13 protein-coding genes are annotated in these 25,974 nt (G+C 66.7%); all 13 read right to left on the bottom strand.

Features of this window, described 5'->3' with window-relative positions; genetic code table 11:
* Positions 1-12: 12 nt before the first annotated feature.
* The 13 genes from FFI16_RS12460 to FFI16_RS12400 are packed head-to-tail and all read right to left on the bottom strand — an operon-like array spanning position 13 to position 25,958.
* Positions 13-1,380, bottom strand: coding sequence for an isochorismate synthase (locus FFI16_RS12460; RefSeq protein ID WP_256666250.1), 1,368 nt, complete (start codon positions 1,378-1,380; stop codon positions 13-15).
* Positions 1,365-2,135, bottom strand: coding sequence for a thioesterase II family protein (locus FFI16_RS12455; RefSeq protein WP_138817581.1), 771 nt, complete (start codon positions 2,133-2,135; stop codon positions 1,365-1,367). The genes FFI16_RS12460 and FFI16_RS12455 overlap by 16 nt, the downstream gene beginning before the upstream one ends.
* Complete coding sequence (locus FFI16_RS12450; protein ID WP_138817582.1) at positions 2,132-3,730, bottom strand: (2,3-dihydroxybenzoyl)adenylate synthase; 1,599 nt, start codon at positions 3,728-3,730, stop codon at positions 2,132-2,134. Before FFI16_RS12450 ends, FFI16_RS12455 begins: the two co-directional genes overlap by 4 nt.
* Positions 3,723-4,442: a VOC family protein gene (locus tag FFI16_RS12445; RefSeq protein WP_138817583.1), complete on the bottom strand. Its 720-nt coding sequence runs from the start codon at positions 4,440-4,442 to the stop codon at positions 3,723-3,725. The genes FFI16_RS12450 and FFI16_RS12445 overlap by 8 nt, the downstream gene beginning before the upstream one ends.
* Positions 4,439-5,584: a Gfo/Idh/MocA family oxidoreductase gene (locus FFI16_RS12440; RefSeq protein WP_138817584.1), complete on the bottom strand. Its 1,146-nt coding sequence runs from the start codon at positions 5,582-5,584 to the stop codon at positions 4,439-4,441. Before FFI16_RS12440 ends, FFI16_RS12445 begins: the two co-directional genes overlap by 4 nt.
* Positions 5,581-6,759 (bottom strand): cytochrome P450, encoded by a 1,179-nt coding sequence (locus FFI16_RS12435; protein ID WP_138817585.1) that lies wholly within the window; start codon positions 6,757-6,759, stop codon positions 5,581-5,583. Before FFI16_RS12435 ends, FFI16_RS12440 begins: the two co-directional genes overlap by 4 nt.
* Positions 6,756-8,441, bottom strand: a complete 1,686-nt coding sequence (locus FFI16_RS12430; RefSeq protein WP_138817586.1) for a class I SAM-dependent methyltransferase — start codon at positions 8,439-8,441, stop codon at positions 6,756-6,758. Before FFI16_RS12430 ends, FFI16_RS12435 begins: the two co-directional genes overlap by 4 nt.
* The gene (locus FFI16_RS12425) at positions 8,438-9,472 is read right to left on the bottom strand and encodes a class I SAM-dependent methyltransferase (RefSeq protein WP_138817587.1); all 1,035 of its coding nucleotides are present in this window, start codon (positions 9,470-9,472) and stop codon (positions 8,438-8,440) included. The genes FFI16_RS12430 and FFI16_RS12425 overlap by 4 nt, the downstream gene beginning before the upstream one ends.
* Positions 9,469-10,572, bottom strand: a complete 1,104-nt coding sequence (locus FFI16_RS12420; protein ID WP_138817588.1) for a saccharopine dehydrogenase NADP-binding domain-containing protein — start codon at positions 10,570-10,572, stop codon at positions 9,469-9,471. Before FFI16_RS12420 ends, FFI16_RS12425 begins: the two co-directional genes overlap by 4 nt.
* Positions 10,566-12,311 carry an ABC transporter ATP-binding protein gene (locus tag FFI16_RS12415; protein WP_138817589.1) on the bottom strand — a complete coding sequence of 582 codons (1,746 nt, stop codon included), beginning with the start codon at positions 12,309-12,311 and terminating at the stop codon, positions 10,566-10,568. Before FFI16_RS12415 ends, FFI16_RS12420 begins: the two co-directional genes overlap by 7 nt.
* Positions 12,308-14,047 (bottom strand): ABC transporter ATP-binding protein, encoded by a 1,740-nt coding sequence (locus FFI16_RS12410; protein ID WP_138817590.1) that lies wholly within the window; start codon positions 14,045-14,047, stop codon positions 12,308-12,310. Before FFI16_RS12410 ends, FFI16_RS12415 begins: the two co-directional genes overlap by 4 nt.
* Positions 14,044-19,500 carry a non-ribosomal peptide synthetase gene (locus tag FFI16_RS12405; RefSeq protein WP_138817591.1) on the bottom strand — a complete coding sequence of 1,819 codons (5,457 nt, stop codon included), beginning with the start codon at positions 19,498-19,500 and terminating at the stop codon, positions 14,044-14,046. The genes FFI16_RS12410 and FFI16_RS12405 overlap by 4 nt, the downstream gene beginning before the upstream one ends.
* Positions 19,501-19,538: 38 nt before the next feature.
* On the bottom strand, positions 19,539-25,958 hold the full coding sequence (locus FFI16_RS12400) for a non-ribosomal peptide synthetase (RefSeq protein ID WP_138817592.1): 6,420 nt from the start codon (positions 25,956-25,958) through the stop codon (positions 19,539-19,541).
* Between the last annotated feature and the right edge of the window lie 16 nt (positions 25,959-25,974).

Genomic DNA, 25,974 nt, shown 5'->3' with positions numbered 1-25,974 from the left:
TTGCGCGGCCGCTCAGGGTGCAAACAACGCCTGCTCCATGTTCGCCAGCTTGATCTGGGTTTCCTCATACTCATCGGCGGGGCAGGAACCCGCCACGATCCCGCAGCCGGCGAACACATGACAATGGTGCGCGGTCAGCAACGCTGAGCGCAGGGCAACCAGGAAATCGCCATTGCCCTGTGCGTCCAGCCAGCCCACGGGTGCCGCGTACCAGCCTCGATCAAAGCCTTCCTGGCAACGGATAAAACGCAGGGCAGCGGTTTTCGGCAAACCTGCGACGGCCGGGGTAGGGTGCAACGCCTGGGCGCCATCCAGCAGGCTGCAGCCGTCTTTAAGGCGGGCGCTGATCGGCGTGCTCAAGTGTTGCACGGTCGGCAGTTTCAGCAGCTGCGGCCGAGGTTGCGCGTGCAATTCGCTGACCAGGCCTTCCAGCCCCTCAACAATGCTGTGTACCACCAACTGGTGCTCATGTTGCTCCTTGGCGGCTGCCGCTAACCCGTCACCCAATGCCTGGTCTTCTTCGGCGCTGCGCCCGCGACGCGCAGTGCCCGCCAGGGCATGGGTGGTCAATTGGCCGGCCTGGCAACTGAGCAGCCGCTCCGGTGTGGCGCCCATAAAGCACGCGCTGCCACGGTGCAGGGCGAACAAATGCGATTGACTGCGCCGCTCAAGCAGGCGGCGCATCACTGCACCGCTGTCGAGTGCACTGTCGAGCTTATACTCGATATGGCGGGCGAGCACCACTTTGCTCAGGTCGTCGTGCTCGATGGCATGCAGGGCGTTGTCGACCTTGGCTTGCCACTCCACGGCCGGCAGCGCCGTGCGTTCGATCACGCTGGGCGTGGCGACCGCTGAGCGTGGAGTGTCGAGCAACCGTGCATAGTCGGCAAGGCTGGCCTGCACCAATGCGAGTGGGTCGCTGTCGGGCCCGACCACGCGCTGGCAACGTAGCCAGCGACCGTGGCTGTCCTCGCTGGCCAACCAGTGCGCAAGGTGGAAACTGGCGTCGGCAAACGCGGCCCAATGTGGCGCGCCAGGCTGCTGCGTATCGAAACGCATCCCGCCCATCAGCAAGGGCGAATGGGGGCCGTCGATCACCGCATCGACGCACAGTGCCGACCATTGACGGTCGACTTCGGCCATACGCTGCGGGCCTGTGACCTCAATTTGCCAGGCACTGCCGAGTCCGAACAGCATCAGGTGCGGTGAGTGGGCACACCAGAAGAAACCCTGCCGGTGGGTTTCATACAGCGCAAAGGGGTCGAGTGTGGGCGTGGCAAACGCTGTGACCGCGGCCACCGGCCGCTGATACTGCTGCGCGCGCTGCCGGGCTGTCTGGAACACCTTCAGCAACTGCGCGGCGTTTATGGCGCTGTGCATGGCAGGGCCTCCTTGGGGCAGGCGTAGCGTTGCAGCAACTGCTCGATGACCGCGCGCGGCTGTTGCTTGAGGTAAAAGTGATCGCCCTGGAACACGCGGATATCCGGGCAGTGGTGGGTCAGGTCGGCCCAGGCGCAGGCCTGGTCAAGGCTGACCTCGCGGTCATCGCTGCCCAGCAGCACATCAATCGGCGCCGCCAGGCGTTCGAGGTGTGTGGGGCGCCAGGTTTCGATGGCCTGGTAGTCGCTGCGCAAGGTCGGCAGGAACAGCGCACGCAACTGCGGGTTGGCCCACAGGCCCGCCGCCGCGGCGTCCTGGCGCAGGATGTCGGCGATCAGCGTCGCGTCATCCTCGCGGTGCAGCGCACTCGGCGGTTGCCGGTGCGGCGGCGGGTGGGCGGAGACAAACACGTGGGCGGCGCCTGCACCCACGCTTTGCAAGCGCGCGCCAACCGCATAGGCGAGCGCCGCGCCAAGGCTGTGACCGAACAGCAGCAAGGGCTGGGCGGGCAGCGCCAGCAATGCCTGGCTGATGTGCTTGGCCAGTGTGTCCAGGCAGGTGATAGCCGCTTCGTTGAAGCGCTCTTCACGCCCCGGGTATTGCACCGCCAGCAGGTCGATATCCCCCGGCAGATGGGCCAGCCACGGGCGAAAAAAGCTCGCACTGCCGCCGGCATGGGGCAGGCACACCAGGCGGGCGCGCGGTTGCTCGCCTTCACGCAGTACACGCAGCCACGCAGAGTGGGCCGCGTTCATAGCGCCAGTACCTGTTCGGCCAGGGCCTTGCGGTTGACTTTGCCCAGGCGTGTCAACGGAAACGCCGACAGCACCTGCAAGCGGTCCGGCAACTTGTAGGCGGCCAGCCCGCGCTCGCGCAGCCAGGCGTTGATCGAACCCAGGTCGACACGCTCACCCTGGGCCAGCACGCAGGCGCAACTGCGCTCACCCAACAGTTCATCCGGCAACGCCACCAGCGCCACATCGCGGATCAGCGGATGGCCGAGCAACAGGTTCTCGATTTCTTCCACCGGAATCTTTTCGCCGCCCCGGTTGATCACATCCTTGCTGCGCCCTTCGACAATCAAATGCCCCTCGGGCAGGCGCCGCACCAGGTCGCCGCTGCGATAAAAACCGTCGGCGGTAAATGCGCGCTGGTTGTGTTCGGCGGCGTTGTAGTAGCCGCGAATGGTGTAGGGGCCGCGCACCAGTAATTCACCGACGGCGCCGGGCGCCACCGGCACATCATCGGCGTCGACGATGCGGATCTCGTCAGCGGCGGTCAGCGGCACGCCTTGGGATTCAAAGATATGTGCCTGCGAATCATCCTGCGCGGTAAAACACAGCAAACCTTCCGCCATGCCGTACACCTGTTGCAGCCCGCAGCCCAAGGTCGGGCGGATACGTGCAGCAATCTCGGCCTTGAGCCGCGCGCCACCGACTTGCAGCCATTGCAGGCTGCTCAAGTCATTGTCGGACCATTGCGCCACTTCCAGCCACAGCATCACCAGCGGCGGGATCAGGGCCGTGTGGGTCACGCGTTCGCGCTCGATCAACTCGAAAGCGGTATCCGGACTCGGTTCCGGAGCGAGCACCAGGGTTGCGCCGACGCTGAATACGCCGAGTGCGCCGGGCGAGGCCAGCGGGAAGTTATGCGCCACCGGCAGCGCCGCGAGGTAACGGGTATGGCGATCAAAACCGCAGGCGCGCGCCGCCAGGCGGGCATTGCAGAAGTAGTCGTCGTGGGTGCGCGGGATCAACTTGGGCAGGCCGGTGGTGCCGCCGGACAACAGCAGCACGGCGACTTCGCGCGAATCCGGCGCCGGCAGTTCGCGAGGCGCGGCGTTGCAGTCCGCCAGCGCCACGAACTCTTCGGCAGCGCCCACCACCCAAACCTGTTGCAGGCTGGGTACTTGCTTGCGCAAGGTGCGCGCCAGCGGCCGGTAATCGAAGCCCAGGTGCTGGTCGACCGTCACGTAAGCCACGGCCTCGCTCAAGTGCGCCAGGTGCGCCAGTTCGTACTCACGGTGGGCCGGCAGCGCAAACACCGGGATGACACCCAGGCGCAGCAACGCGAAGGTCAGGCTGAAGAATTCGGCGATATTCGGCAACTGCACCAGTACGCGCTGGCCGGCGACCAGCCCGCGCTCGGCGAGCCCGGCGGCCAGGCAGTTGGCATGGTGGTCGAGTTCGGCGTAACTCCAGCGCCGCTGGCCATCCACCAGCGCTTCGCGGTCGGGTGTGCGTTGCGCCTGCTGGCGCAGCACTTCACCCAGCGGTATGCCTTGCCAATAGCCGTGTTCGCGGTAGCGACGGATAAAGTCCTCGGGCCAGTCAGTGCATCCATCAAGCATGGCGATCTCCTTGTGCAGTCGGGCCGCCCAGCAACTGGGCGCCGTGCAGGTTCAGCGGGTGCGCCAGGCCGGTGATGTGCACCGCCTGTACGCCGGTGTGCGTGGCCGGTTGCAGGCGCAGAAGTGGGTCATCACCGGCCAGCAGGTTAAGGGCGGTTTGATCGGCCGGGTTTACACCCAGCACAATCGCCGCCAACCCCGTGGCGCCGTTGGGATGAACCTGCTGGGCCGGGTGCTGGGCAGGCGTGTAGGGCGTGACCAGAAAGGGCAGGCGGTCATGGCGCGGGTAGACGAAGCGAAAGCGTGTATGGCTGCCGTCCGCGCAAGTGCGCCGCCAATTCACCGCACGGCCCATGGCCACGCCACAGGCCGCCAGGCCCTTGAGGCGCGGCGCCAGGGTGGCGTCGTCGCAGAGCAGCGCCAGGTCGCAAAAGCCTTCCCCCTGGGCGGCCCAGCGCAACATGCGCCGCCCGGCGCCACGGCCGGCCAGGCAGTCGATGGGCCACTTGAACAGCCAGGCGTGGCGCGGGGTCGTGAGTAATTCGATGATCGGCCCGTGGCTGAACCAGATATGCGCGTGCTGGGCGCGGGCTTCGGCAGTGGCGTAGGTGACCTCGAAACCGGCAGCGCGAAAGTTCGCCACCGCCTGGTGCAGGTCGCGCACCCACAGCAGCACATGGCTGCAACTGGATGTCGGTTGGACAGTATTCAAAACGGCAAGGCTCCCAGCAATTGGGCGGTGTCATCCCCGCCCGGCGGTTGTACGGCGTCGGCGCAGGCGTGCAGGGCTTTAAGCGACAAGGCACGCGGAATCGGCGGTTCGATCAACTCGGGCATGCCGATCAGGCTGTTCATCTCACGCCACGCCATCGACACTTCGGTGGCCCATACGCCGCTGTGCAGGCGCCTCGCTGGTTCCTCGATGTCGCGGCACAAGGCATCCAGGGCGACACTCACCGCATCGGGCCAGACCTGGTTGAACACTTGGTGATAGCTCCCGGGTATCTGCGGGTCGAGCACCACCATGGTTGGTGTGGCCAGCCGTTCACTGCCGGAGCCGGCCATGATCAGTCGGTCGCTGCTGTCGCGGGGCGCGTGCAGGCGCGGGTTCCAGAGCACCGGGCCATGGGTGTCGCACAGGCTCAACACGCCGGCTTCGCAGCCGACTTCAAGGCGATGCAGTAAAAACGAGTGGTTGTCCGGGTCGCGTGGGTGTACCTGGTTTTGCACGCGCAGGCTGATGGGCACGCCATTGAAGCTGGCGCTGAGTCGCGTGAACGGTTGCGCGCCAAGGTTGGCGGCCGGCGCCGCAAACGCCCACGGCCGCAAGCCGCCGGCCAGGCGCCCGAGGATGTCCAGCAGCGGGTAGGCGACCTGGCTGTTGCAGGTGGCCTCGATATACGCCAGCCCCTGTTGCTCACGCAGGTAGGCGGCCACCGCCAGGAAGCGCCGGATCGCGAGGATATTCGGGTACAGGGTATTCACCGCATAGGCGCTGTTGCCCTGACGTGCTGCCTGCATGCACGCGGCGATTTCGCGGTGGTGTACGGGGTGTTCCTGCAGCACGTGAATGCCACGGCGCAACAGCTGCTGGGCCAACTCGCTGCCCGCGCCACCGGTGGCGCCCGAGCGCACCACCACGCAGGCGATATCGACGTTATCGGGCACCTGCTCGACCGCCGCGTACAACGGCACGCCATAGTGATCGGCGCAGGCCTGGGAGTAGGCATTGCCGCGCGCCAGGATGCCCACCAGTTCATAACGATCAGCCGCGCGCGCCAAAGCTTGCAGGTAGATGCGGCCAAACGCGGTGCCGGCGACGATCACGCGCTTGCGCGTCGGGGCGCGGCTCATGACCAGGTCACCGGCAGGCAGTGGGCGCCGCGAAAGAACGTCGCGGTCTTCCACTGCACCTCGCCACAGCGTTCCAGCCCCGACAGGCGCTCCACCAGCGCCTGCAACGCCTCTTGCAACTCCACGCGCGCCAGGGCCGAGCCGATGCAGTGATGCAAGCCATGGCCGAAGCCGAAATGCCCACTGGCATCGCGTTGCAGGTCGAGGGTCTGCGGCTGGGCAAACCGCGCCGGGTCGTGGTTGGCGGCACCAATCGAGGCGAATACCGCCTCGCCCTGGCGCACCAGGGTGTCGCCGACCTGAATATCTTCCAGCGCGTAGTGCACGAACATCGCCGCCGACGCCAGCGGGATATAGCGCAGCAGTTCTTCCACCGCCTGCGGCACCTGTTCGGGGTGCGCCTTGAGCTGTTGCCACTGCGCAGGGTTGTCGAGCAGCACCTGGATGAAGTTGGGGATCTGCGAGGCGCTGCCCTCGTAGCCGGCCACCAGAATCGCAATGCACAACAGCAACAGTTGTTCTTCGCTCAGGTACTCGCCCTGGTCATCGGCTGCGGTCAGCGCGGTCATGAAATCGTCGCGTGGTTCGCGGCGGCGCTCGGCGACCAAACCCTTGATATACGCGGCCAGCTCGCCCAAGTGACGCTGGGTCAGGGCGGCGTCTTCGGCGCGGGTGGAGAGCAGCGAGTCGTTCCACAGCTTGAAGCGCTCGCGGTCTTGCAGCGGCACGCCGAGCAGTTCGCAGATCAATGCCAGGGGCAGCGGCAATGCATAGTCATTGACCAGGTCGGCCGGTGGCCCGGCGGCGAGCATGCGGTCGATCAACTGGTGGGCGTATTCACGTGCATGCGGGCGCAGGGCTTCCACGCGACGGCGGGTAAAGGCCTGGGCGGCGCGCGAGCGAATTCGCGTGAGTTGTGGCGGGTCCATCATCACGATGCCACCGGCCAGGCGCGGGAAGGCGCGCGGCGCGTCGTCGCGGCGAAACGCTTCACTGCGACTGAAACGCCGATCACCGAGCACCAGCCGCACATCGTCGTAACGCGTGGCGAGCCAGGCGGGCGCGCCGATGGGCATTTGAATGCGCAGCAGCCCCGGCGCCTGTTGGGCATGGCGATACGGTTCGGCCAGTTCCAGGTCGGTGAAGGCGTTGAAAGGGTAGGCCAGCGGGGTCATGGCAAGTCCTTGGCAGTCAGCGGGTCGGGCAACCGGTCGAGCAGTTCAAGCTGCAGGTCGGGGTGTTCCAGGTGGGCCGCCAATGCCGCACGGCTCAGGCGCCCTGTGGGTACCTGGGCGACAAACACGCGGTGGCCCAGGCTCGCCAGCGGGTGGTCGGCAACCGGCAGGCTGCGGTTGCCCTGGAACCCGGCGCGGGTCAGCGCGGCTTGCCACTGGTCAAGGTCCAGGAAGGTGGCGCTGCTCAGTTGGCGTTCGTCGCTGGCCTGGTTAAGCATGAAAGCCTGGGAGGCCATCACCCAGAACTCTTCGCGGGTCGGCTCGCTGAAGACCAGCCAGCCACCCGGTTTAAGCAAGGCGAGCAGGTTGGCCAGGGAGCGCTCGGTGTCGCGGGCGGCATTGAGCACGCCGCCGGCCACAATCAAGTCCCAGCGTTGGCTTTGATAACCCTGTGGCAAGCCCGGCAAATCGATGTCGAACACGCCGTGGCGCACCCAGGGCCAGGCGTGCAGGCGCTCGGCGGCCTGTGCGCTGAAATAACGCGAGACGTCGGTACACAAGTAGTCCACTGCGAAAGGCTTGAGCGCCGGCAACACCGCCTGGGTGGTGGAGCCTGTGCCGGCGCCCACCTCAAGCACGCGCAGCGGTGCATCCGTGGCCTGGCGTGCCGCCCAGGCGCCAATCCAGTCGGCCACGGCGCGGTGCTGGTACTGCGCCGCCAGGCTTTCGCGGTACAACGCCGCCGCGCGTTCGGTGCGCCCCTCGGGAAACAGCACATGCACGGCTGCACACTCACCGCGCATCAGGGCCGGCAGCAGGCGGGCATTGTCGCGGGCGTAATCAAGGGTGGCGCTGCCTCCCGTGTTGCGCGCCCATGCCAGGCTCAATGAATCCCATAGGGCTTCCAGTGCTGCGTCGCTCCACGCGCTGGCGTCAAGGGTGGGTTGCAAGCGGTCAGCGTCACGGCGCAGCAAGCCTTGGGCTTGCAACACCTCCAGCCAGCGCGTGATCAAGGGCCGATGGCCGGGCGCAATACCGGCATTGGCCAGGCTGTGGGCGAGATGCTTGAGCGGCACGGGTAACAGGCCGCACTGTGCCAGTCCGTTGAGCATCGACAACAGGGCGGCATGCCCCAGTTGCTGATTGAGGCGCACGGCTTCGGCCAGTTGCTCGGGGCAAAAGGCTTGGTTGAGTGCGGCTTCGGTTGCGTCCAGATGGTCGTCGACCGGTGTGGTGTCACACGGCTGCGGCACGGCAAATAACGTGCGCCCATGCAGCGCCACGGCAGTCACCTGTGGATGAGCGAGGGCGCGCTCGCGCCAGCGTTGCTGGTCAAGCTTGATGCTGGCGAGGTCGCGCCATTGGCCCTCAACCTGGGTAAAGCCCTGAACGCTGCAGTTCAGTTGGGCGGCTGCGCGCTCCACCAACTGCCAGTCGCCAGGCTCGGCGCTGACCAACAGCAGCTGTTGCAGGCGGCTGAGGTCACTCAAGCCCAGCCCAGGGAAATCCAGCAGACGCGCCAACTGCTCGCTGCTCATCAGCACCACGGCGGGGCGCTGGCGTTCGAGTACGGCCAGCAGGCGCGCGGGGGCCAACTGCTGGGCACCGAGGTCGGTGAACGCCGGCAATTGCCATGGCGCTGGTGCGGCGGGCAGGTCGATCAACAGGGTGTCGACGTTCATACGGCCACTCCTGTGGCGTGGAACAAGCGTTGGCCGGCAGCGGCCAGCGGGTCGCTCGCCGCAGGCCAGACCTCGAGCAGCTGCAACCCCTGCGCCTGCAAGGCCAGGCGCCAATTCTCGGGCGACATGAAGGCTTCATCGGTGCTGCGCTCGGGCGCTGAGGCAGGCGGCGACAACAGCAAGTGCATGAAGGTCAGCATTGCCGGGTTGTCGGCGATGGATTCACTGAACAGCAAGGTGCCGCCGTCGCGCAGGCTGGCGCGGATTTGCCCGAGGCTGTAGGGCACATTGCGGGCGTTGTGCAGCACGTTGCCGGCCACCACCAGGTCGAGGCTGCCAGGTTCGATGCCTTGGGCGCTGAACGCCCGGTCCAGGTCGAGCTGCGCACACTGCATGCCCGGCTCCAGGCGAAACTGACGGTGCGCTGCGCCGGTAAACAGGGCGCTGATGTCGGTAAAGCGGTAGGTCTTTTCCCGCGCGTGCAGGGCTTCAAGCACCGCGCGCGTGGTGCAACCGGCGCCGCCGCCCAGCTCCAGCACGTGCAGCCCATCGCCGCCGGCCACCACCTCGCGTGCACGGCCTGCCAAGGCCCGGTTGATCGCTGTGGTGAAGTGGTTGTGCTGGTAGGCACCGAGCACGCTGACCGGATCGCCACCCAACACCAGCAAGTGCGTGAGGTTGATGTGGTCGCGCAGCAATTCCGGCAGGCATTCGATGACCTGGGTATGCAGGCGCGCCATGCTGGCCGGGAAACCCAGAGCAGCGTAGAGCGGCGGCAGATCCTCCAGTGGGGCTTGTGGTGGCGTGGCTTGCCAGGCGAAGGTTGCGTTGTCGTCGCTCACCACCCCGGCGCGCGCCAGTGCCGCCAGCCAGCGCCGCACGATCCAGGCATGACGCGGCGCCGTGCCCAGTGCCTGATTGACCTGCGCGGCGTTGCGCGCGGCCTGCAAGGGCATGGCGCCGGTGTGCAGCAGCAATTGGGCCATCACGCCCAGGCTCAAATGTTCCAGTGCCTTCAGGGCGGTATTCATAGGCAACCTTCTTGGGCAACGAGCAAGTGCTCGAGTGGGTGATGCAGCAGGTTCAGTGCGCGGATCGCTCCGGTGCGTTGCAGGCGTTCAAGGCTGGCGGCTGGCGGCAGTACCTGGGCGGCGTCATGGCAACCGGCGCGGATCTCGCCTTCCACCACGCTGGCCACCGTGGCCGCCGCCATCGCGCCGGTGAGTGCCGCATTGCCGGCGCCGCTGACCACCAGGCTGCGGGTTCGGGGCTGGCCTTGGTGCAGGCCGTCGAGTTGCAGCAGCAGTGTCACGAAGGGCGCCTGGCCGCTGAGGTCCAGCAGGCTGGCGGCGCAGAGCCGCTGTACCGCTTCGGCGCGGGGCAGGGCGTGGGCCTGGTCGAGGGCTTTGAGCACGTGGCCGTAGGTGATCACGTTGAACCATTGCCCGCGCTCCAGCTGCAGATCCATGGCCAGAGCTTCGCCTTCCAGATTCAGGTAGGGCAGCAGGTGGACCTGGCCCGGAAAACACGGCAACAGCACCTCCCGGCGTCGGCGCAGCGCCTTGCTGCAACGGCCATTGCGCCAGGCCGCAAGGGGCTCGCTGCTGCCGTCCATTGCGCCTTGCAGGAAGTCGTCGGCGGCCACGCCGGTAAATTGGTCGCGCAGGCCGAAATAGCTGGTCAGTTCGTGCACCTGGGTAAAGGCATGCGCGGCCAGCCAGCGCGGCAGCAGGCCAGTGAGGCCCGGTTGCAGGCCGGCGCCAAGCACCGCACAACGGCCGCGCCATTGCGTCGGGTCGAGGCGACGGTCGCCAGCGGCATCGACGTAATGGGTGTCGGCGCTTAAGGCGGCTTGGGCCGCCAGGTCTTTCAAGCGCCAGGCAGGCCCGGCGCAGTTGAGCAGTACGTCGCAACCCCGCACGAACGCGGCCAGGGCGGCGGCGTCGGTGACGTCCACCGGTGCCCACTGCAAGCGCGCCTGCGGCCATTGCTGTTGCAGCAAGGCCAGGCAACGTGCGCCGTTATTCGGGTCACGCCCACCCAGGCGCAGCGTGTCCATGCCCAGGCTCAAAAGTGCCTGGGCGCTGGCCAGGCCGACGTCGCCACTGGCGCCCAACACCGCGATCAGCATGCTTGCACCTGCGCGTTCAAGCGCCAGCCACCGGCACGCTGGCGGTCATGCCAGAACCCGGCGTAGCGGCCCTGGCGGGCGAGCAGCTCGGTGTGGGTGCCCGACTCCACGAGACGGCCTTCATCCAGCACCAGGATCTGGTCGGCAGCCATGATGGTGGGCAAGCGATGGGCGATCACCAGCACGGTGGAGCTTTGCATCAGGCGGTGAATCGCGGCCTGCACAAAGGCTTCGTTCTGTGGGTCGAGCGCGGCGGTGGCTTCATCCAGCAGCACGATGGGCGCACGCTTGAGCAAGGCCCTGGCCAGCGACACGCGCTGGCGTTCGCCCCCGGACAACGCCGCGCCGCCTTCGCCCACGGGCGTGTTCCAGCCTTGGGGCAGGCGCGCGACAATTTCATCGACACCGGCCAGGCGCGCCGCTTCGGCCACCTCACGCTCACTGGCGTCCGGGCTGCCCACGCGGATGTTGGCTTGCAGGCTGTCGTCGAACAGGTACACGTCCTGCATCACCAGCGACAGCTGCGCCATCAGCGCCGCATTCGACAGCTCGCGCACATCCACGCCGCCGACCTTGACACGCCCTTCGCTGGCATCGAAAAAACGCATCAGCAGGCGCGTCACTGTGGTTTTGCCCGAGCCCGATGCGCCGACAATCGCGGTCATCGAATGGGCCGGCGCCTTGAACGACACGTCGCGCAGTACCGTCGGCCCGCTGGCGTAGGCGAAGCTCACGTGTTCAAAGGCGAGGCTGCCCGGCGCCGATAACGGTTGGCTAACGGCGGGTTCCGGCAACGGTGGCTCGCGCAGGATGCTCACCAACTGGTCGAGGTCGTTGCCGGCCATGCGCAACAAGCCGCTGCGTGCGGCGGCTTCCGCCAGCGGCCCGACAAAACGTGCCGCCAGGGCGAGCAGGGCGACCAACTGGATCGCGTCGATCTCGCCGTGGGCAGCCAGGGCAATGCCCACGCCCACCAGCAGCGCGAACGCCAGCTGCACGGTCAAACCACCGGCCAGCAACTTGGGGAAGGTTTGCGCCAGCATAGAGCCGCCCGCGTGTTTCTGCGCCAGGTTGGCGGCCTGCAACGGGGCGTAGCCGTCCTGGGTGCGACCAAAGGCGCGCAGTACCTGCTGGTAGCGGGCGAACTCGACCACGCGGTTGCCCGCCAGTGTGGCGGCGGCCTCGACGCGCGCGTCATTGGCGCCGATAGCGTTGGCCGACCAGTGATGGGTGAAGTAGATCAGCGGCGCGCACAGCACAGCCGTGAGGCCCAGGCGCCAGTCGAACACGAACAGCGTCAGCGCGACCGTGGCGGGCACCACCACGCCGGACACCACCGGGCCGAGGTAATGCGCAAACAGCCCGGTAACCATCAAGGTGCCGCTGGTGGCGCTGCGCGACAGGCGCCCGACCTTTTCCGAGTTGAACCAGCCCAAGGGCAGGCTGACCAGGTGCTGGCCGAGGCGGTCATGCAAGGTGGTGAGCACCAGCAGTGCCAGGGCGAAACCCTGCATGGCCTGTTGGTAGTGAGCGATGCAGGTCAGTAATACCATCGCAGCCAGCGCGCCAAGCCAGGTCATGGCCCGGTGCAAGTCGCCGGCGAACAGCGCCTGCAGAATCGGCACCAGCAAGGCCACGGCCAGGCCTTGCAGCACGGCACTGGTGACCAGCCACGCGAGGTATCGGTACAGGCGCGCGGCGTGCGCCGGGCCCAGCAGGGTGACAAGGCTGCGGATCACAGGGACATCTCCAGGTCGGGGGTGGTGGTCTCGGTACTGGCGCTCCACAGCCGGGCATAGGCGCCGTTGGCCTGCAGCAGTTGTGTGTGATTGCCGCTTTCGAGTACGCGGCCCTGGTCGAGTACGACGATCTGGTCGGCGCCGCTGATGCTCGCCAGGCGGTGTGCAATCACCAGCACCGTACGGCCTCGGGCCAGGGCGGACAGGGCGTCCTGGATCAACGCTTCGGATTCGGGGTCGGCGTGGGAGGTGGCTTCATCGAGGATCAGCACCGGCGTGTCGGCCAGCAACGTGCAGGCGATGGACAGGCGTTGCGCTTCGCCGCCGGAGAACATCGCGTCCTCGCCAATTACCGACGCATAGCCACGCGGCAGTGCCTGGATACGCGCGTGGATCTGCGCGGCGCGTGCTGCCGCTTCGACGTCCGCATCACTGGCCTCGGGGCGGCCCAAACGCAGGTTGGCGGCGACAGTGCCATGCACCAGTTGGGCGTCCTGCAACACAAAGCCGACCTGCTGGTATAGCTGGCGCGGGTCGATCTCGCGCACATCGGCACCGCCCACACAGATGCGGCCCGCCTTCACGTCGTGAAAGCGCGGCACCAGTTTGGCCAGGGTCGATTTACCTGCGCCGGAAGCACCGACCAACGCGGTGACGCTGCCGGCCGGGCAATACAGGTCGACGCCATCGAGGATCAGGTGCTCGGCGTCGTAGCCGAAGCATACCTGTTCAAAGCGGATATCACTGCCTTGGGGCTGCACGCACACCTTGGGCGTGGGCAGTTCCTCGACGTCAAGCAGCGCCTCGATACGAGCGGCGGCCGCCAAGGCGGTACGTTGTGCGGTGAGGCTCTGGTTGATCACCAGCAACGACTGCGGAATCACCACGGCCACCAGGGTCTCGGCGAACAATTCCAAGGGCGTGATCCAACCCTCGGCCAGTAACCAACTGCCAACGCCCAGGCTCACCAGCAGGATCACCGGCACACTCAAGGCCATCGACGAAAACGCCTCCAGGCGCAGCAGCGGCCGCACCCACCCGGCGTACTGCTGGCTGAACTGGTTGACGGCCTGCTGATAGCTGCGATGGGCCTGGCCCACTTGCCCGAATGCCTTGACTACGGCAATGCCATGCACAAACTCGACAATCGCCGCGCTCACGCGGGTCATGCTCTTGTCCAGCAACTGCATCTTGGCGCCGAAGCCGCGCATCATCAGGCTGTAGGCCACGGCGTAAATCGGCAGGGTCAGCACCGCCAGCAGCGCCAGGCGCCAGTTCAATGTGGCCAGCCACACCAGCCCGGCGAGGGGCGTGACGATGGCGGCGGTAAGTTCCACCGCATGGTGGGCGATCAGGTGATGCAGGTCTTCGAGGTCGTCCTGCACCACTTTGCGCACCGCACCCGAGGTGGTGTCGGTGTACCAGCCCAGTGGCACGCGCCCCAGTTTGCGCACCATGGCTTCACGCAAATTCGATTGCAGGCGATGGTCAGCCAGGTGGGTGAGCCACAAGGCGGCGCCGCTGGCCATCCAGCCCAGGCTCAGGGCGCTCACCACCAGCGCGGCCCACAGCCACAAGGTGTGGCTGTGGGCGTTGCCGGCGAGCAGCAGGCGGCCCAGTTCGGTGAGGCCGATAAAGGGCACCAGGTTGACCAGCGCGCCGACGGCGGCAAACAACACGCCGAGGCGAATCAAGCGGTTGACCGGGCGTTTAAGGGTATCCAGGGCGGTGGTCATGAGTTTTTCCGTAGGGCCTCAAGCAGGTGCGCGGTGACGGTGTGCACGTGGGGTGGTTCGATCACGCTGAAGTGGTTGCCCGGCACGTCGATCAAGTCGAACTTGCCCAGGCACGCGTCTTCCCAGAACGGCGCCGCCAGGTGGCCGACACCGCCGGTGATGCCGAACGATTGCTGCTCCAGGCAACGCAGGTAGGTCATGTTGCCGAGGAACGGCGGTGGGTCGAACCGGGCGGCGCGCATGCTGTGGCGACACACCCGGAACAACGTCGGCACCAGTTCGGGGCCGATAGGCACCCCGGCCTGGCCCGACGCCAGGCGCGCGTACTCGGCCAGGCGTTCCTCCTGGCTGCGCGCCGTCTGCTGCTGCACGGCCAGCGCCAAGGCTTCCAGCCCCGGATCGCCGCTGAGGGCAGCCATGGCGCCGGCGGGTACACGGCGGTTGTCACGGGCCATCAGCAGGTCGATGGCGCGGTACACGTCGTAGTCTTCGATGTGCGCGCCGAACACGGTTTTCACCGGGTCCAGGTTCAGGTTAGGCACGAAGATCGCCTCGTAGGCCAGCTCTTCGTCGGTGTCGATAAACATCGGGATGCTGTCGATCAGGCTCAGGTCCACCACCTCCATGCCGCGCTCGAGCAAGCGCCGGGCGACTTCTGTGGCGAGCAACCCGCCGAGGCAATAGCCGATCAATTGGAAGCGTTGATGGCCGTCGGCGATCAAGCGTTCGGCGTAGTCCTGGGCCACGCTTTCGATCAGGCGCTTGGGTTCCAGCGCCAGGTACTGTGCGGTGTCGGCCACCGCGAAGCCGATTACCGGCCCGGCCTGCTGCGCCGCCAGTGAGCGGCCCAGGTGCTGGAAGTAGTCGAGGGTGCCGAGGGCCGCGTGGAACATCACCCGTACGGGGCCGACTTCACCACCGCCGAACGGCACCACCAGCGCATTGCTGGTGGATGAGCGCTGCGCCTCACCGGGAGTGGCAGCGGTGGTCTGCGCGGTTTCGCCGTGGTTAAGCAAGCGCGCCAGGGCGGCGACATTCGGCTCGTTGAGCATCTGGCGCAGCAGCGTGTCGTAACTCAAACGCTGGGCCTGGGGCAGTTGCTCACGCAACAGCCCGGCGACGCGCGCAAGGATCAGTGAGTCGGCGCCTTTTTCGTAGAAGCTGTCATCGACGCCGATCTGCGCCAAGCCCAGGGCCTCGGCCCATACCCGGCAAAGTTCGGCAGTCAACGGGTCGCTGGGCGCGTGTTGCTCGCTGGCGGCCTGGGCATCGGCGGCAGGGCGCCAGCCAGCGAGGGTTTTGCGGTCGACCTTGCCATTGGCGGTCAGCGGCAAACGGTCCAGCACTTGCAGGTGCGCCGGCAGCATGTAGTCCGGCAGGCGCTGCGCCAGGGCGCGGCGCAGGTTGTCGACACTCAGGCGTTGCAAGCCGGCCTTGAAGCGTGCGGCAAACACCTGCATGCCCAGGGCGGCCAGTGGGTGATCGGCAGGCGGCAGGGGCGGCAGGCTTTCAGCGCCAAACGCCTTGATCCGCGCCCGCCAGGTGTCGGCGCTGCGCAAGCCGCTGCGGCCGTGGTCGTGGTCGCCGTGGCTGGGCATCATCATGAAACCCTGGGTCAACAGAATCGGCGGCCACTCACCGGTGGGTTCGCTGAACACCAGCCAGCCGCCGGGGCTGAGCAATTCGCTGATCTGGCTCAGGGCGGTGTCGATGTCCTTGACGCTGTTGAGCATGCCTGCGCACAGCACAATATCGACGCTGTTGCTGGCCAGGCCTTGGGGCCGGATGTCCTGGTCAATGTCCAGCACGCCGTAGCGCACCCAGGCGTGGTCGGAGAAGCGCTGCTTGGCCGCCGGCAGGAAAAACGCGGTCATGTCGGTGAACAGGTAGTCGACTTCCAACCCATCGAGCAGGCTGATCACCGGTGCGCTGGTGGCACCGGTGCCCGCGCCGATTTCGAGGATGCGCAGCGGGCCCTCACCATTATGGTGGGTGGCCAGGCGGTTAATCAGCGCAGCGATGCTGTGGTTGTTGTAGCGTGCTACGGCGTCCCTGCCGTAGAGCTGCAAGGCCAGGTCCTGCTGGCCCTGGGGGAACAGCAGGTCGAAGGGGTTGACCTCGCCACGCAGCAGTTGCGGCAATTGCCACACGTGGTTGAGTTGGTAGTCGAACAGGGCCTGGCTGCACAGCCCCGCGGCCACGGCTTGCTCCACCCGGCCCCAGGCCAGCGCCGGGTCGGGAGCGTTGTGCAGCAGGCGATAACGGCCGTGCTGGTGCGTCAGCAAGCCGGCGTCGCACAAGGCACCCAACCAGCGACGCACCAGCCAATGGTGGCGCGGTTCAACCTGCAAGGCTTGCAGGACAGTGGCGGCATCCGGCTCGGCTAATTCAGTGCTGAACAGCTTGGCCTTGCGCATCACGTCGAGCATCGAACTGAGCGCAGCGGCGCTGAGGTCGGCCTGGTAATCGCGTACCTGTTGGGCGTCAAAGCTGCCGACCTGGCTGTCGGCGTAACGGTTGACCGCCGTCAGCAACGGCGCGCCGGGCAAGGGCTCCGGCGCGACGGGGGCGGCGGTGACGAAAGCCAGCAGGTCACCGCTGAGCAGGCTCACGGCACTGTCCACGCCCGGCGTGTCGAGCAGCGCGGCTTCGATTTCGCCCAGCTCCACGCGGTGCCCACGGATCTTGACCTGGCCGTCTTCACGGCCCAGAAACTCCAGCTCGCCGCCGGGCAGGTAGCGGCCACGGTCGCCGGTGCGGTACAGCCGCTGGCCGTCATGCGGATGGGCAAAGAACCGCGCCTGGCTGAGCGCCGGGTCGCCGAGGTAACCCTGGGCCAGGCCGACACCGGTAATGTACAGGTCGCCCGGCACCCAGGTCGGTGCATCGCGCCATTGGCTGTCGAGCACGCGAAAGCCCTGGTTGGCCAGGGGCAGGCCATAGGGAATGCTGCGCCACGCCGGGTCGATCGTGCCGATGGGGTGCAGGTTGGACCAGATCGAGGCTTCGGTGGCGCCGCCGAGCGCCACCAGGGCCAGGTCGGGCAACAGCGCCTTGAGCTGTGGCGGCAGGTTCAGCGGGATCCAGTCACCCGACAACAACGCCAGGCGCAAGCTGTGCAGCGGGCGTGGCTCGGCGTGCAGGTAATGGGCAAGCATGTGCAGTTGCGCGGGGACTGAGTTCCACACGCTGACTTGATGGCGCTGTATCAGTTCGGCCCAGTGCGACGGGTCGGCGCCACGCGCCGGGTCGGGCAATACCAGTGTGGCGCCGACGGCGAGCGGGCCGAACAGGTCGTACACCGACAAATCGAAACTGAGCTGCGCCAGGCCTAATACGCGATCGTCGGCCGTGAGCGCAAAACGCCGGTTGATGTCTTGCACGGTGTTGAGGGCTGCGCGATGGCTGATCATCACGCCTTTGGGCTCGCCCGTGGAACCGGAGGTGTAGATCACATAGGCGAGGTCATCGGCGCTGCCGTCCAGGGCCTGGAAGTCGGGCGAGGCGGGCGCCAGTTGGTCCACGGCGTGCCATTGCAACCCATCCGGCAGTGGCGTGTGCGGCAGGGCTTGGGACTGGCCCAGCACATGCCGCACCTTGGCGCTGTGCAGCACGCGGTCGCGGCGCACCGCCGGCGCATGGCTGTCGAGTGGCAGGTAGGCGGCGCCGGCGAGCAATACACCGTAGGCCGCCACCACTTGATCAAGACCCTTGGGCAACAGGATTGCCACCGGTTCCTGGGCACGGCAACCCGCCGCGCGCAGGGCCGAGGCCACCGCCAGGGCACGCTCGGCCAGGGCGGCGTAGGTCAGGCAGGCGTGGGCGTCGATCACCGCCAGGGCTTGCGGGCGCTCCCAGGCCATGGCCAGCAGGTGGTCGTGCAAGCGGCCGGTGGGCAGCGGCGCGGCGGTGGCATTCGCCGCCAGGCGTTCACGTTGCTGCCAGGCGGGCAACGGCACCTGCATCGGCTGGTCCCATGCCGCCGGGTCGTGGGCGAGCAAATGCAGCTCGGCCAGGAAGGCGCGCTGCATGTCTTCGACCAAGCCCTCGGGGAACACGCCTTGGCGCACGTCCCAATGGATATGCAAACCGTGCGGGTCATCCATTACCTGGCAGTCGAGGGTCACTTGCGGGGTTTGGGTGATGCCATGGCCGACCTGGCGCTGGCTCGCCCCGGAGGGCTCCAGTGCCAGGCCGATGGCGCTGGTGAACACCACCGGCATGGCGGCGGCTTCACGCCCGCGTCGGCGGCCGATTTCACGCATTACCTGAATACCGGAAAACAACCGATGCTCCAGGTCGCTGAACAGCTGGCTGCCCAATTGCTTGGCCTGGGAGGTGAAGTCCTGGCCTTGTGGGTCAGTGACGTGCAGCAGGCTGACCGAGGTGAAGTCACCCACCAGTTGGTCCACCTGCGGGTGCAGCGGCAGACGGTTGAGCAGCGTCAGGTTGAGGCTGAAGGCCGGTTGCTGGCTCCAGCGTTGCAGCACACCGACATAGGCGCCGAGCACGACGATGGAGGGCGTCAGGCCGCGTGTGCTGGCGGCGGTTTTCAGCGCGGCCCATTGCGGTGGGTCGAGCTGGGCCGAGTGCCGTTCAAAGCGCGGCACCTGGGTGTCTTCGCCGCTCAAGGGCACGGGCAGTTGAGGGGCGGCGGGCAGCTCGTCGACCCGTGCCAGCCAGTAGTCGCGGTCGCGTTGGTAGCGGCTGCCCTCGAGCAATCCGCGTTCGGCCAGCAGGTAGTCACGGAAGGTGATCGCCAGAGGCGGCAACTCGGTGTGCGGGGCGTGGAGCAAGTGTTCCAGCTCATTGAACAGCAACTGCGCGCTGGCCCAATCGGCGATCAGTGAGTCCATGGAAAAGTGCAGGGTATCGCCGCTGTCGCTGCGGCTCAGGCGCAGTTCAAACAGCGGCCATTGCTCGGTGGGGTAAAGCTTCTGCTCCATGGCCTGGCGGATCTGTTGCACGCCTTGTTGCAGCTGGTCACGGGTGGCGCCGCGCAGGTCGGCGACGGCCACCTTGTAGTGGCCGACCTCGGCGAGTACGCGCTGTGAGCCTTCACTGGCGATCACGGCGCGGAGCATGTCGTGGCGCGCGATCAGTTGGTTCCAGGCCTGTTCCACCTGCTGCGGGTCGAGTGTCGGCCAGCTCAGTTCGAGGTAGCCATGGCAGGCGACATTGCCGTAGCCGAAGGAGGCTTGGCGGCCCAGCAAATAGGCATTCTGTACATCGGTCAGCGGGAAGGGCGCGTGCCGCTGGGCCGGGTCAGCCACCACCAATGGCCGCTCCTGAACTTGCAGTAATTGCAGGATCTGCTGCTTGTGTTCGCGCAGTTGCGCCAGGCGCTCGGCATCCAGCAGCCCCTGGGGCGCGCGGAATTTCAATTGACCGTCCTGGGGCCAGAGTTCGACGCCCAGGGACTGGAGTTCGCTTAACAGTTTAGCGGCGGGCATGGGCAGGGCTCCTGGAAAAAAATCGGTTTGCGCGGGCATCACACGACACCCTCTTCAACGGCATGTGGGCTGGGCTGGCGCTCGAGGGTCTGGGCCACTTCCATCAAGCTGGCGGCGCCGAACAGTTGGCCCATGGGCAGGTCCAGGCCCAGGCGGGTGCGCAGCAGTTCGAGAAAACGCGTGGCCAGCAGGCTGTCGCCGCCGAGGCGGAAAAAATTGTCGTGGCGCGCTACGTTCGGCACGTTGAGCAGTTGCTGCCAAAGCTCGGCAATCAACCGTTCGCTGTGGCTCAGGGGTTGCTCGTCCACGGCTGGGCGTGACTGGGCGGCGGCGGCCAGGGGCGCCAGCAACGCACGGCGGTCGACCTTGCCGTTGCTGCTCAGCGGCAATTGCGCCAGCACCAGGATCTGTTCCGGGCGCATATACGCCGGCAGGCAGTCTTCCAAGTGCTGCGCGAGCACGTCAGCGCAGGTGCTGGCGGTCACGGCGGCCATCAGGCGGTTATCCGCGACCAGCGCCACGGCTTGGTTTACGCAAGGATGGCGGGCGAGGGCGGCTTCGATTTCGCCCAGCTCGATACGATGGCCATGGACTTTGACCTGGCTGTCCGCGCGGCCGAGAAACTCCAGCAGGCCGCCGGGTCGATAACGGCCAAGGTCGCCGGTGCGGTACCAGCCATTCACAAAGCGTTCGGCATTCAGCTGCGGCGCATGCCGGTAGCCGCGTGCGACACCGGCGCCGCCGATCCACAGTTCCCCGGTGACCCAGTCCGGGCAGTCACGGCCCAGGGCATCCACCACCCGATACGCCTGGTTGGCCAGCGGCACGCCATAGGGAATCGAACGCCAGCCCGGCAGCGGCTGTTGCACCTCGAAGTGGTTTGACCAGATCGCCGCTTCGGTGGCGCCACCCAGGGCGATAAAGCGACACCCCGGCGCCTGCTGTTGCAGGCGTTGCGGCAGGTCGAGGCCAATCCAGTCGCCCGACAGCAATGCGACCTTCAGCGCCAGCGGCTGGCGGTCATGGGCGTTGGCGGCCAGCAGCATGTCGAGCAGTGCCGGCACGCTGTTCCACAGGGTTACGCGATGCTGTTGCAGCGCCTTGAGCCAGGCCCGCGCATCGCGGCGCTGGTCTTCCTCGATCAGCACCAGCACGCCACCGGCAGAGAGCAAACCGAACAGGTCATACACCGACAGGTCGAAGTCCAGCGCCGACAAGGCCAGCAGGCGGTCCGTCGCGTCAATGGCGTAGCAACGATTGATCTCGGCCACGGTATTCATCGCCGCACGGTGGGTCATTTCCACGCCCTTGGGCTGGCCGGTGGAGCCGGAGGTGTAGATCACGTAAGCGAGCGCCCCGGCGTCAACCACACGGGGGGCGGGCAGTGGCGTGGCTTGCTGGGCGCTAGACGGCGAGAGATGTTGCACGCCCGGCAGTTGCGGGTCGTGCTCGGCCAGCATCAGCGTCACGCCAGCCTGTTGCAGGATGCGCTGGCAACGCTGCAACGGCTGGTCGACACCCACCGGCAGGTACGCCGCGCCTGCGGCCAGAACCCCCAGCACACTGGCAATCTGTTGCGGCCCCTTGGCCAGCGACACCGCCACCAGGTCGCCGGGCATGACCCCCGCGTCCACCAGGCTGCGGGCAATGCGCAGCGCCTGCTCGGCCAGCTCGCCATAGCTCAGTGTGGCGTGTTCGCCCCACAACAGCGCCGGGCGTTGCGGGGCCTGGCGCGCGTGTTGGAAAAAGCCCTGATGCAGGGTCGGATCGCCCGCCACGCCAGGGCCTGGCGCGTTGAGCCGGGCACGCTGTTGCGCCTGGGCCACCGGCAGCAAGTCGGGTGGGAGGCTGTCCCAGGCATGTTCGGCCAGCCAATTGAGGCTATGCAGGTAGGCCTCGAACATGGCTTCGATGAGGCCTTCGGGAAACAACCCGACCACCCGGTCCCAGTTCAGGGCGATACCGCCTTCGGCTTCCACCACCTGATGGTCGAGCCAGACTTGCGGCGTCTGGGTGAGGCCGAAGACCTGATGCGCGAACGGCCCATCGGCCGGCGCGGCGGTGCCATCGGGCACCCCCAGGGCACTGGTGAACACCACGGGCATGCTCACCTGTTGCGCACCATTGCTGCGTGCCAATTGGCGCAGCAAGGTGACCGAGCCGATGCAGCGATGGTCCAACGCTTCGCCCAGGCTGTGCTGGGTGCGCCGCGCACGCTCAAGCCAGCGTTCACCGGGCAGTGGTGCATAGCCGAGCAAGGTCAGTGAGGTGAAGTCGCCCATCACCTGATCGATCTGTGGGTGCAACGGGCGGCGGTCGAACAAGGTCAGGTTGAGGCTCAGGTCGGGCCGCGCGCTCCAGCGCCCAAGGGTTTCGGCAAACGCGCAGAGCAGCACCGCTGAGGCGGTCAGCCCGTGTTGCTGGGCCTTGACCAGGATCGCCTGCCAGGCCTGGGCATCAATCTTTCCGGCCAAACGCTCGAAGCGTGGGCGGCCCAGGCTGGCAGGGTCGGCGGCGAGAGGCAGTTGCGGGTGCGGCGGCAATTGCGGCAGGCGTTGCTGCCAGAAGTCTTGCGCGGCCTGCAGCTCCTCGGGTGCAGGCACGGCTTGCAGCTGATAGTCGCGAAACGACAGCGTCAGGGGCGCCAGTGTCAGTTCGGGCGAGCGGTATAAGGCGTCGAGTTCGGCGTAGAAGCGCAGGATACTCAGCGCATCCACAATCAGATTATCCAGGCTGATGGCCAGGCGCGAGTGGCGGCCGTGGGTCACCACCTGCACGTCTAACAGCGGCCACTGGCCGGGATCGAACACCCGATGGGCGCAGTGTTCGCGCAGGTCTTCAAGGCTGGCGTGGCCTTGGCCGATGGTAAACGCCGGCACCTGTTGCAGGATGCGCGTCTGGCCCTGAGGGTCAAACACCGCGCGCAGCATGTCGTGGCGCTCGATCAGGCGCGTCAATGCCTGTTGCAGGCGTGGCAGGTCGAGGTCTTCGACGTCATATTCGCGATAGAAGTGGCAGCTCACACCGCCCAGCACCAGGCTTGGGTCGCGGCCCAGCCAGTAGGCCTGCTGCACCTCGGTCATGGCGAAGGGCACGTGACGCTGCGCCGGGTCCGGCACGATGGCCTGGCGCGATTCGGCCTGGGCCTGTTGCTGCAAGCCTGCGCAAAAGTGCGCCAGCACCGGCTTGGCAAACACCTGGGCGATGCGCGCACCGCTGATGCCTTGTTCGGCCAGCAGGCGCACCAGGCGCGTGGCGCTTAAGGAGTCGCCGCCGAGGGCAAAGAAGCTGTGTTCACGGCTGACCTCACCACAGCCGAGCACTTGCTGCCAGGCGTGCGCCACGTGCTGCTCGATGGCACCGCAGGGTGGCGACAGTTCGCGCAGTGCAGGCGTGCCGTGAGTGCTCAGCCAAGCCTTGAGTGTGTGGCGATCGACCTTGCCGTTGGCGGTCAAGGGCAACTGCGCACAGCTGAGGACCAGCGCCGGGATCATGTAGGCCGGCAGGCGTTCGGCCAGGCCCGTCAGTTCGACCGGCGAGGGTTGCGCAGGGCCGTCAGCCAGGCGCACCACAGCCGCCAATTGCTGACCGGCGAGCAGCGCCACCGCGTGTTCAACCCCTGGGCAGGCCAACAAGGCGTTTTCGACTTCGCTGGCTTCAATGCGATAGCCGTGCAGCTTGAGCTGGAAGTCGCCACGCCCCAGGAACTCGACATTCGCGTCGGGGTGGTAGCGCGCACTGTCACCGGTGCGGTACCAACGCAGGCCTTGGTAATCGACAAAACGTTCGGCGCTGCGTACAGGGTCAGCGCGATAGCCTTGGGCAACGCCGCTGCCGCCGATCCACAGTTCACCCGCGACCCAATCCGGGCAATCGTGGCCGTGCTGATCGACAATGCGCAGGTGCACGTTATCCAGCGGTTTGCCGTAAGGCAGGCAATGCCAATCCAGCGGCTGGCCGGGCAGCACCTCGAACAGGGTCGAGTGGATCGCGGTTTCGGTGGCGCCACCCAGCGCCATAAAGCGGCAGCCCGGCGCTTGATCCCACAGGCGTGATGCCAGATCCGGCGCGACTTTGTCACCACCCAGCAGCACCGCGCGCAAGGGCAGTTGGGCGTTCGCCGGGGCGCTGCCGAGCAGCATGTCGAGCAGCGCCGGCACGCAATTGAGCAGCGTGGCACGGTGCTGCAAGGCCAGCTCACGCCAGCGCGCGGCGTCACGTTGCGCGTGCGGTTCAATGACGATCACGGCGGCGCCCGTGGACAGTGCTGCAAACAGGTCGAACACCGACAGGTCGAACTCCAGCGCCGACAACGCCAGGATGCGGTCCTGGTGGTTCAGCTGCAGGCGCCGTTGCAGGTCTTCCAGGGTATTGGCGGCCGCCAGGTGGCTGATCTCCACGCCTTTGGGTTCGCCGGTGGAGCCGGAGGTGTAGAGGATGTAGGCCAGGTCATTGATGTCGCCAGGCCGGGGGTGCGCCAACGCGTGATCGAAGGTGGGCAGTGTTTTCAGCAGCAAACAAGCACCGGAAGACCGGTAGATTTTCTGCACGCGCGCTTCAGGCTGGTCAAAACCAATCGGCAAATAGCTGGCACTGCACGCAAGGATGCCCAGCACCGCGATCACCTGTTCCGGGCCTTTGGGCAATTGCAGTGCGACCACATCACCGCGCTGCACACCTTGGCCTTCGAGGTAAGCCGCCACGCGCAGGGCACGCTCGGCCAGTTCGGCGTAGGTGATGACGGCCCGCTCGCCGTGCAGCAGCGCCGGCCGTTCGGGGGTGCGCCGCGCCTGGGTAAAAAATGCCTCGTGCAGGCGTTTGACCGGCAACGGCGCAGGCGTGCCTTGGCTGGCGTTGCGCAGCGCAAGCTGACGGGCCGGGATCAGTGCCGGAGTCGCCTGCTGCCAGGCGGTGGACTCATAACACAGGCGCTCGAGCAAGCCGGTGTAGGCTTCGAACAGGCCATCCAGCACGCCGTCGGCAAACAAACCTTCGCGGGCATCCAGGTTGACCAGAATCCCGCCGTCCAGCTCGGTCACCTGTGCGTCGAGCCACACTTGCGGGCCTTGGGAAATGATCCACGCCGGTTGGCCGAAACTATCCTGTACGCCCTCGGCGAACAACTCGCCCAAGCCCAGGGCGCTGGTGTACACCACTGGCGCCAGCACTTGCTCACCGCGTTGCCGGGACAGCTCGCGCAACACCTCAAGGCCGGAAAACGCACTGTGCGCCGCATCCGTGTGGAAGCGCCGTTGCAGGGCCTTGGCCCGTGTGGCAAAGCTGCCGGTTATCTGACCGTCCCAGGCCAGCAGGATCGACGAGGTGAAGTCGCCGACCAGGCGCTCCACATCGGCATGCAACGGCATGCGGTTGAACAATGGCAAATTGAGCAACAGCTCGGGCGTTTCGCTCCAGGCCCCCAGGGCTTCGCAGAACACCGCTGCCAGGGCCATGGCCGGCGTAAGCGCATGCTCGCGGGCGTGGCGTTCAAAGGCCTGGCGCTGCGACGGCGGCAACCAGTGGTGACGGCGCCGCACCTGATGCTCGCCGCCGTGGGCTTTGATCGGCAAACGTGGGGCCGTGGGCAGTTGGTCGAGGCGCTGCAACCAGTATTCACGCGCTTGTTGATGACGCGCACGCTGCTCGGGGCCGGCCTGTTCCAGGCGCGCTTGGGCCAGGTAACGGGCAAAGCTGTAGCCCAGCTTCGGTAGGGGCTGCTGGCGATACAGCTGCACCAGATCACCGAGCAAGGTGCGCAGGCTCAAGGCATCGGCGGCGAGCATGTCGAGGTTCAGGTGCAGGCGGGTGCCGTCGGGCAATAACGAAAGCTGGATATCGAGCACCTGGCCCTGGTCTACCGCCAATTGACGGTGGGACAGTTCGGCCCGCAAGGCTTCCAGGCGTTGCTGCAGGTGTTCGGCGCTGGCCTGGCGCAGGTCATGCACCTTGAGCCCTGGCCAGGGGCTGTGGGCGAGGATCTGTTGGCGACCATCCTCCAGGAATTGCGCCCGTAGCATCGGGTGGCGCGCCAGCAGAGCGCGCACGGCGGCTTCCAACCGTATCGGGTCAACCTCGCGGCCATCGAACTCGTTATAAAAGTGCGCAGCCACGCCGCCCAGCTGTTGGCCGGGGGCGCGGCCGACCCAATAGGCGTGTTGCATCGGCGCCAGCTCAAAGGGTTGTGCGTCTTCGACGCTTGCGCTGAGTGGGGCAGGCATGGGTGGCGCCACATCCAGCAGCACCAGCCAGGCTGACAGGCGTGGGTCGGCCACCAGCTCGGCAAAGCGCGCGGCCAGGCCATGGCGACGCCATTGGCCGGCGAGTCGAATCAGGGTGACGGAATCCAACCCCCATTCAATCAGGTTGGCGTCCAGTGGAATCTGCTCGGCGGGCAGGCCGAGTGCTTCAGACAGGGACTGGCGCAGCAGTGTTGCGGTTGAGGTGCTGGGAGTGGCCATGGCTCAACGTCTTCTC

It is taken from the genome of Pseudomonas sp. KBS0710 (assembly GCF_005938045.2).
Lineage (GTDB): Bacteria > Pseudomonadota > Gammaproteobacteria > Pseudomonadales > Pseudomonadaceae > Aquipseudomonas.
Note: the sequence above shows the minus strand (reverse complement) of the source record. Positions and strands in the feature narration are given on the sequence as shown.